At 43.7% G+C, this 9,341-nt stretch carries 4 protein-coding genes; all 4 read left to right on the forward strand.

Annotation, left to right across the window (positions count from 1 at the left end; translation table 11 throughout):
* The first annotated feature begins 692 nt into the window (after positions 1 to 692).
* On the forward strand, positions 693 to 5,387 hold the full coding sequence (locus QZT26_RS14630) for an SBBP repeat-containing protein (RefSeq protein ID WP_295103198.1): 4,695 nt from the start codon (positions 693 to 695) through the stop codon (positions 5,385 to 5,387).
* A gap of 60 nt (positions 5,388 to 5,447) precedes the next feature.
* Positions 5,448 to 7,373, forward strand: coding sequence for a right-handed parallel beta-helix repeat-containing protein (locus QZT26_RS14635; RefSeq protein ID WP_099326786.1), 1,926 nt, complete (start codon positions 5,448 to 5,450; stop codon positions 7,371 to 7,373).
* Between the two features lie 96 nt (positions 7,374 to 7,469).
* Positions 7,470 to 7,646, forward strand: coding sequence for a hypothetical protein (locus QZT26_RS14640; protein ID WP_157820744.1), 177 nt, complete (start codon positions 7,470 to 7,472; stop codon positions 7,644 to 7,646).
* A 220-nt stretch (positions 7,647 to 7,866) separates the two neighbouring features.
* On the forward strand, positions 7,867 to 8,853 hold the full coding sequence (locus tag QZT26_RS14645) for a hypothetical protein (RefSeq protein ID WP_099326785.1): 987 nt from the start codon (positions 7,867 to 7,869) through the stop codon (positions 8,851 to 8,853).
* Positions 8,854 to 9,341: the final 488 nt, after the last annotated feature.

Consider the following 9,341-nt stretch of genomic DNA (forward strand, 5'->3'; position numbering starts at 1 on the left):
ATATCTGTTATCGCTTTTTGCCAATCTTGGTAGTGGAAAATACTGATTTTCGCATTGCGAAAATCGTTTGCAGGATTTAGGTGTAAGTTATATTTTCCTTATATCAAAAAAATTTAGGTATGTCCCGAAAAAAATGTGTTTATTTAAAAAAAATTTTGCCCTCTCTTTGAAAAATTGTTGTTTTTAACCTCTCCCTTGCTTTAAATGCCGGTTTTTTATATCCTCTCAGCGTACAACGCACAAATAAATAAGCACGATAACGCTTCACCTACCCACACTTAATATCACATGTTCTTGCAATGCTAACCTTTACAACTACTGCCAAGTTAGGTTGATGCGTATGACCCAAGCCCTTGGCTATATGCTTTCAATCCTTCAGGCCTGTCGTATTTCGGTAGTTTGACAGAAGCGCAAACGCATGTATCCATTAACCCAAAAGTAGGCATCCATTTGTATACACCCAAAATAGGGTATATACAAATGAATTATTTTTAATATGCTATATGCTATAGGTTTTTTAATGAATATTTGCAAAAAACCTCATTCCCTAAGGGCGCATGGGGAAGCATGGAAATGTAGCGCCGCAACCCTTGTGGCTGGCCAATGTTCCGTATCAAAGTATTTTGTAGTTTCAAAGTAGTGTGCGTTGTGAGATACGGGTTTTCATATAATCAATAATGGAGGATGGTAAAATGAAAAAGAAGAACAAGTTTTTTGTATTACTTGCGGTTCTTTTGCCGGTCGTTTTTTTCTTCAAAATCCTCCTGGCTGATACAGGTAAACCATTGTCTAAACCAATAAGTCCGCAATCTGTAATCAAAAACCTCTCTCCGGCTTCGACCGGGGATGAGCAATTGAGTATGGCAGAGGTTGTTCAAAGGACAAGGAAACTTCAGATGCCTTTTATAGCCAATGAAGGGCAAACCGATGAAAGGGTAATGTTCTATGCTAACACATTTGGGGGAACGGTATTTGTAACGAAGAATGGAGAGATTGTCTATTCCCTGCCCCAACGAAAAAATGGAGGGGCCGACGTCCATGCCCACAACAGACCGGTAAATCCTCATAAATCCCCCATTAACAAAGGGGAAAAGGGAAATGCAGGGGGATTTGACGGTATGCATCATCACTCGCCTGCAAATAGCCCGTCAGTAAAGGCTGGCGGACAGAATGATACGAAGCAGGATGACGGTAAACAAGGCCATTCCGAAAATAAAAAGAAACAAGGGACAAGGGGAGTAGTATTGAAAGAGGAGATGGTAGGCGGCTGGATTGGTAAGATAAAAGGGGAAAAGAAGGCCACCACAACTGTGAACGACTTCAGAGGAAATGATCAATCGAAGTGGAAGACCAATATCCAGACGTATGATGTGGTGACGCTTGGGGAAGTTTATAATGGAATAGAACTAAAACTGAAGGCGTACGGGAATAACGTCGAAAAACTCTTTTATGTAAAGCCTGGCGCAGACCCCACGGCGATAAAACTGAGACTGAGCGGTGCAAAGACATTAAAAGTAAATGAAGATGGACTGCTTGAGGCGGAGACGGCGTTAGGTATCGTCAAGTTCACAAAGCCCATAGTCTATCAGGAATCCAAAGTTCCTTCTACCACTACAAAAAAAAGCCGTTCTTCCGCTCCCCTTGCGGGAAAGGGTAGGGGTGAGGGGGATCTCAGTGACAGACAATACATTGAGGCTGCTTATGTTGTAATAGGTAATGAGTATAGTTTTAAACTTGAAGACTATGACAGGTCACGGGAGGTTGTAATTGACCCACTCCTTGAGTCCACATACTTGGGAGGATCCGGAGGATCTGGTGCGGACTATGGTAATGCTATAGCCATAGATTCAGGGGGAAATATCTATGTGACTGGTTCGACTGGGTCACCAGACTTTCCCACAACTCCCGGCGCCTATGATACTTTTTTTAATGGTAGTGATTATGCCTTTGTGTCAAAGCTCAATAGTGACTTAACCAGCCTCCTTGCATCCACCTATTTGGGAGGAGTTGGCGAAGATTCTGGCAATGCTATAGCCATAGATTCTGGGGGAAATATTTATGTGACTGGTTCAACCGGGTCAACAGACTTTCCAACTACCCCGGGTGCTTATAATACTTCCGGTAGTGGCTTTGTATCAAGGCTAAGTAATGATCTAACCAGCCTCCTTGCTTCTACATATTTGGGAAACGCAGGCACTTCAATAGCCATAGACACTGGAGGAAATATTTATGTGGGGGGGGGTGATACCGTATTTAAGCTCAATGGGGCGTTAACAAGTCTCCTTGGTTCCACATCTTTGAGTGGAGGATCTATCAGTGCTACAGCCATAGATTCATATGGAAATGTCTATGTAACTGGTTCGACCGGGTCATCAAGTTTTCCAACAACCTCGGGTGTCTATGATGATTATTTTAATGGCGGTAGCGATGTCTTTGTATCAAAGCTTAATAGTGCATTAACGAGCCTCCTTGCATCCACCTATCTGGGAGGAGATGGCGAAGATTCTGGTAATGCTATAGCCATAGATTCGGGGGGAAATATCTATGTGACTGGTTCAACAGGATCAACAGACTTTCCAACAACTCCAGGTGCTTATGATACTTATTTTGATGATTATTATGATTTTAATGTCTTCGTATCAAAGATCAATAGTGATTTAACCACTCTCCTTTCATCCACATATCTGGAATGGGTTGCCAGTGATGCTGGCAATGATATAGCCATAGACTCAGAGGGGAATGTATATATTACGGGTGGTTCTAATGTATTGAAGCTTACTGGTGATTTAACCAGCCCCCTTGCTTCAAAATATTTGGGTGGAGGATATGGAGATAGTGGAGGATATATTAGCGCTATAGCCATAGACTCAAACGGGAATATATATTTAACTGGTTCGGCCTGGTCATCAGACTTTCCAACAACTCCGGGTGCTTATGATACTTCTTTTAATGATGGTTATGATGTCTTTGTATCGAAGCTCAACGGTGATTTGACCAACCTTCTTGCATCCACATATCTAGGAGGGTCTTCCGGTGGCTTTGATTACGGTACTTCTGTAACTATTGACTCAAGTGGGAATGTATATGTAGCAGGTTCGACTAGTACGTCAGGTTTTCCAACAACCTCGGGTGTTTATGACACTTCTTTTAATGGTGGTCATGATGCCTTTGTATCGAAGCTAAGTAGCGATTTAACAAATCTCCTTGTATCCACGTATCTGGGGGGTTCTGACGATGATTATGGTGATGCTATCGCCCTCGATGCAAGCGGGAATGTATATGTGACGGGTGAAACTTTGTCATCGGACTTTCCAACCACCCCGGGCGCTTATAATACTTCCGGTAGTGCCTTTCTAGCAAGGCTCAGTAATGATCTAACCAACCTCCTTGCTTCAACATATTTGGGATCTGGCTGGGGTTCAGGCGATTCGATAGCCATAGACTCAGGGGGAAATATCTATGTGGCTCGTGGTTCTGCTGTGTTGAAACTAAATGATACATTAACAAACCTCATTGCTTCCAAATCTCTGAACGGAGGGGTGATCCAGGATATTGCCATAGGCTCAGGAGGAAATATCTATGTAGCTGGCAGTACTTCATCACCAAACTTTCCAACAACTACGGGTGCCTATGATACTTCTTACAATGGTAGTACTTATAGAGAAGATGCCTTTGTATCAAAACTCAGCGGTGATTTAGCCAGCATCCTTGCATCCACGTATTTAGGGGGGACTAATTGGGATTATGGCCGTTCTATTGTTATAGATTCAGGGGGGAATGTATATGTAGCTGGCTGGACTAACTCAGCAGACTTTCCGACAACCGCTAGCGCTTATGATACTTTTAAAGATGGTTGGACAAATGCTTTTGTATCAAAGTTAAGCGGTGATCTAACAAAACTCCTTGCATCAACATATCTTGGAGGGTCTTCCGGTGAGTTTTGCTATTCTCTAACCATAGACTCATGGGAAAATGTCTATGTGGCTGGCAGTACTTCATCATCAGACTTTCCAACAACTCGAGGCGCCTATGATACTTCGTTTAACGGCATCCTCACTGGTAACGAAGATGCCTTTGTATCAAAGCTCAATAGTGATTTAACCAGCCTCCTTGCATCCACATATCTTGGAGGAGCTAGCAGTGAATTTTGCATGTCTATAGCGATAGCCCCAAATGGAGATGTCTATGTGACTGGTGCGACTTGGTCTTCAGACTTTCCAACAACCACTGATGCATATGATCCTTCTCTTGCTGGTTATAGTGGCGGTCCTACTGATGCCTTTGTATCAAAGTTTGACAGTAATCTTTCCGCAAATCCGGTGACCGTGCCTTATGTGAGCCTGAATCTAGCCGTGGATGGAAACTTAGACGAATCGGCATGGGACATTGCAACCGATGTGAGTAATGTGGTCATTGGGACTACGAACAACACCGCAACGTTCGGGGTACTCTGGGATAATACCTACCTCTACGTAGGTGTTAAGGTGCTGGATGATACCCTCTATAATGACTCAACGTCTGTGCATGAAAATGACAGTGTGGAGATCTATATTGACGGCGACCATAATCACGGTACGACATACGATAGTTACGATCGTCAGTTCATTAAAGGATGGAATGATGAAACACTTTTTGAAAAAAATGGTAAGAAAACGGACGTATTGCATGCCTGGGCGACAATTACTGGCGGGTATAGTATAGAACTGGCCATACCATGGAGCAATCTGGGAATTACCCCCACGGCAGGTATGACCATTGGCTTTAGTGTGGGATACAATGATGACGACGATTGGTCGGGTCGTGAAGGACAGGTTGTCTGGATAGGAACGGCAAATAATTATTTGGATACATCGGCACTGGGAGACATTGTCCTTGGAGAAGCACCAGCGCCAAGCCCGGAAATTATTAATGACCTTGTTGCCTTTAAACCTGTACGATCAACATATCAGACTACTTCTGATACAACCGGTTGTGGGGATGAGTTTGTGGGGCAGTTTAGTTTCGATGCAACGCTGAAAAACAAAAGAAATAACCCTCCGCTTACGGATCTCGTGATGGAGGTTGTAGAATTAACGAATAACAACGTATTGCAAAATGCCGATGGAGTACCAGGCGGGGTGGGAGCAAGGTTGACTGTTCCAAATATTGGTGATTATGCCGATGGCGTACTAAGCCCGGGGGAATCGGTAGATGTCTCTTTCATTATTTGCTTAACTGAGAGCAAGTCGTTTGGTTTCGTTGTGGATGTATTGGGGATTAAGGAAGGACAAACAGATTCTTTACAAGTTGCAGAACTCCAATCAACAGACATTAAACCAGGTCTTGCAAAATTCGGGAAAGGATCAGGACTTATGAGAAAAGGTTTCTTTCGCAGATTCCATCCTTAATTGGAAATATGTTTTGAACACATACTACACATAACGCACGTAGCGTAAAAGGAGCGGCATATGAACACGGTAAGGAACAAAAGGGAAAGGGGATATGGAAGTTTTGCTTATTTGGGGTATGCGCAGGTGCTATTCATTTCATTCACAGTCTTCGCACTATCTGTGCCACGTACCATTAATGCTACTGATTTTCTTGTCAGTAACGTTTCACAATTGATTAATGCAATCAATGACGCTAACAATGAAGTTGAACATCCGGGAACCGATACGATTACCATGGCGGCTGACACCTATACCCTGCCGGATGTGTATAACGATACCACCCATACCGACGGACCAACGGGCTTACCTTCTATCAGAAGCAATATCACCATAAAAGGTGCTGGTGCTGACACCACCATCATCGAACGTAGCGATAGTGAACCTTTTTTTCGTATTTTTCATGTTGCTGATACAGGAACTCTGGAGTTAGATGGACTAACCGTTATGAGAGGTGCTACTGCTACTGAACGAGTTCCTGAGGATTCAGAACATGACGGCGGTGGTATCAGGAATCTCGGCAAACTGACAATAAAAAATAGCACAGTCAGCGACAATATGGCCGGTGACGATGCTGGAGGCATCTATAACGCAGGCACGGCAATAATTACCAGTAGCATCATCAGCAACAATATAGCCCATTCCAGTTGTGGTGGCATATGGAACCTGGGAACGATGACAATCATCAACAGCACCATCAGCAGCAATCAGAGCATAGGAAGAACTGTTAGTGCTGGTGGTGGAATCGGAAACAATGGAGATTTAACGTTAAGCAGTTGCACAGTCAAAGACAATGCTGACAATGGCGGCACTGGTGGCGGCGGTGGTGGTATCATCAATCATTCTGGAAACCTGACGATAAATAACACCGATATTAGTGGTAATTATTCTGTTTTCGAGGGGGGCGGAATACACCACAGAACCGGCACGATGACAATTATTAACAGCACAATCGCTAATAACACTGTACCATACCACGATGGTGGTGGCATATGGGTTAATTTTCTAGCACAATGCTTGCTCATCAACTGCACCGTCAGCGAAAACAGTGCTGGCCGTGGCGGCGGCGGAATTGCTTCACCCGTAGGAAACACAAGCGTAAAAATACAAAACACCATCATTGCTGGAAATACAGCGTCACAAGGGGCGGCGCAAGATTGTTTCGGTGATATCATATCACTGGGCAATAATCTTATTGGCAATACTACTGGTAGCCACGTCAACATCATCCTTCAACCAAGCGACCTCACAGGGGACTCAGGTTTGGGCGCCTTCACCGATGACGGGACACCTGGCAATGGCCACTTCCCACTGCTATCAACCAGCCCTGCCATTGATGCAGGCGCCAATGACGTGTATCAGGATTATCCTGATACACAAACTGACCAGCTTGGGAATCCTCGCACAGATGGCAATGGCGATGGTAGTGTTGTATGCGACATTGGTGCAGTAGAGTACCCAGGGATTGTTAATGACTTTGTTAGATTTGTAAGGGATCGTTCAACTTACGTGATTACTACTGATACCACCGATTGTCCACCTGGATTTGTTGGAAAATTTAGCTTTGGTGCCAAACTTACAAACAAGAGCAGCAGTCCGCCCCTTACAGGCCTTGTGGTTTTGGTTAAAACATTGACAAATGGAAATCTACTCCATAATGCAGACGGAGGGGATGGTGGAGAAGGGGCAACAATGACCATTCCATTGACAGCAGATGCTTATGCGGATGGTGTACTAAGCCCGGGAGAATCGGTAGATGTCACTTTCATTATTTGCTTAACGGAGAGCAAGTCGTTTGTTTTTGTTGTGGACGTGTTGGGGTTTGAGACGGAAGAACAAACGGATCAGGAAGTGACGAGCGCAGATGCATCACAAGTCAAAAAGCAATTAAAGAAAACAAAATCCAGGACTAAGGGTAAGAGATTCTTTGGCAGATTCCGTCCTTAATCAGAAATATGTTTTGAACACAGAAGGGTGCACGGAGAAATACCCTGCGTACCCTGTGGTTATTCTTCACAAAAAACAATGATAGGAGAATGAAAAATGTTAGAAAAAATTTCGGCAGGACACATAGGCCAGGTAGTTACAGGGATAGGTGATTCTCACGCCAGGAAGCCTTTTGCAGAACCCAAATTAACCTTCGTAGAACCAAAGCTTACGAAACACGGGGATGCAACCAAAATTACCGGCAATGGGCTATTTGGTACCTTTACACCGTAAATGAAAATAAAGAAATATTTTATCATAATGTAAGGTTTCATTTACCCATGACAACGCAAAGGGTCTTCTCTGAAAGATCCTTCGTTTCCCTCAGGATAAATAAAAGCAACTTATTATGATAAATTATATTGTTGGCCTTTATTTAGTTATAATAAGTAAACTCATAAAAAAGAGGATGGGAAGATAGGAAGATGAGAGGTTGGGAGGATAAGAAGTTGAGATGACTGAAGCAGGGGTTAATTTCTATTCTTTATACGAAATAACCGTTGGGGTTCAGTGGAAAGGGGAAGGGATTGGATATGAAATTGAGCAGTTCTTCTATTCCTTCCCCTTTACTCAAATATACAATGGCGGTAAGCCTGCTCACATTGAATTGAAATTCGTAGCGACAGATGTCCCCTCGCATATCCCATATACGGCATCACAACCACTCAACGGCTATGATTCTTCGATTTACGAGGCAGATGGTCACGTTTACCTCACCGACGGATTATCCGTTTTTCAGCTCCAACTTCAAGCGGGAACAGGGCTCGTAACCCTTCATCGCTCTTTTAAGGAAAAACCTCCTTTATCGAAGTATAACTTCTTTCTTGTCGGCCTTATCCATCTCCTTTCTTCCCGGGGTTTCTACGACCTTCATGCTGCCGGGCTTGTCAGGGATGGGATGGGCTATCTGTTTTTAGGGGAGTCAGGGAGCGGAAAATCCAGCACTGCCCTTAGTTTGGTCAGTCAGGGCTGGCACTATGTCTCAGACGATGCCCTTTTTCTTAGATCATCTGCGGACGGGATAGAATCCCTGGCCTTTCGGAAGCATTTTTATCTTGATCCTGCCTTGTCCCGGCAATTCCCTGAAATAGATCCTCATCTTAAGGGATCAGCAATGGGAAACCATACAAAACGATTTTTAGATGTAGAATCGGTCTACCCCGGTCGATTTCAACCAAGCTGTTTTCCAAAGGTATTGATTTACACCCAAATAGTTCTTCAACCTGAGAGTATGTTGATACCCGTAGATAAAACAACTGCTTTTATAAGATTGATGAGGCAAAGTTCATCGCTATTTTTTAAACGTCAGGCGGTCAATGTACATTTAGAGGCCATTAAGCGGCTTGTATCTCAGTCAGATAGTTACGAACTCCTTGCAGGACGCGATTTGTATGAAGAGCCGGAGAGAATTTCAGAAATTTTATCAGGTTTAATTGTTTAGCTACCAAGACACAAATAGGAGCATTCCCGATTTTTTGTAACCGTTCATGTGGCCAGGGTTTCAAACGGAACCACGGAACACACGTAACACAGGTAAAACAACTCTGACAGGGTTGATACTACTGTACATTTCATTAAGACATGGCAGAAGTCACAAAAAACCGGGAATGCCCCCGACATGAAAGCTGCAAGAGACGTGGCAAGCCTGTCCCCCGCTGGCGGGGGATTAAGGGGGTGGAATTGTCTGCGTAGAAAATCCAGGAGGCTTATCCATAAGCATTCCCAAACTGGATACTTCACTATGTTTAGTACAAGGTTTTGGAACGAGCCGTGCGTCGTTTACGCTGCATAGATACTTTCGCGGGTTCACTCATTAGAAGGCTTTTGTCAAGGACAAAATATCTCCGGTCGCAAAAATATCTACATTTTCACGTTTTGAATACCCCTCCAAGTACGGAATCGCTCTTACTGCTGTTTACGAAAATGACT

Source organism: uncultured Candidatus Kuenenia sp. (assembly GCF_900696675.1).
Taxonomy (GTDB): domain Bacteria; phylum Planctomycetota; class Brocadiia; order Brocadiales; family Brocadiaceae; genus Kuenenia; species Kuenenia stuttgartiensis_A.